Origin of the sequence: Brevibacterium rongguiense (assembly GCF_009857845.1) — a bacterium.
Classification (GTDB): domain Bacteria; phylum Actinomycetota; class Actinomycetes; order Actinomycetales; family Brevibacteriaceae; genus Brevibacterium; species Brevibacterium rongguiense.
On record NZ_WWEQ01000160.1, the window covers coordinates 1 to 255 of the forward strand.

The 255-nt window shown below is 67.1% G+C and carries 1 protein-coding gene; it reads right to left on the bottom strand.

Annotated elements, in window-relative coordinates; genetic code table 11:
• On the bottom strand, positions 1–255 hold a 255-nt coding region (locus GSY69_RS15490), incomplete at both ends, for a transposase (RefSeq protein ID WP_160954418.1).

Genomic DNA, 255 nt, shown 5'->3' on the forward strand with positions numbered 1-255 from the left:
CGGGTCGCCCTTGCGTCCGCGGTGTCCGTGCAGTTCCTGCTGGACTCGGCGGCGGCACTCATCGAGAGCGTCCCCGGCCAACCGGATGACGTGGAAGGGATCCATAACCGTGACGGCGTCCGGCAGCTCCTCGGTGGTGGCGGTCTTGAAGCCCGCAAACCCATCCATGGCCACGACCTCGATCCCATCGCGCCAAGCCTGGTCCCGCTCGGCCAGCCAGTCCTTGAACGCCTTCTTCGACCGACCTTCGACCAC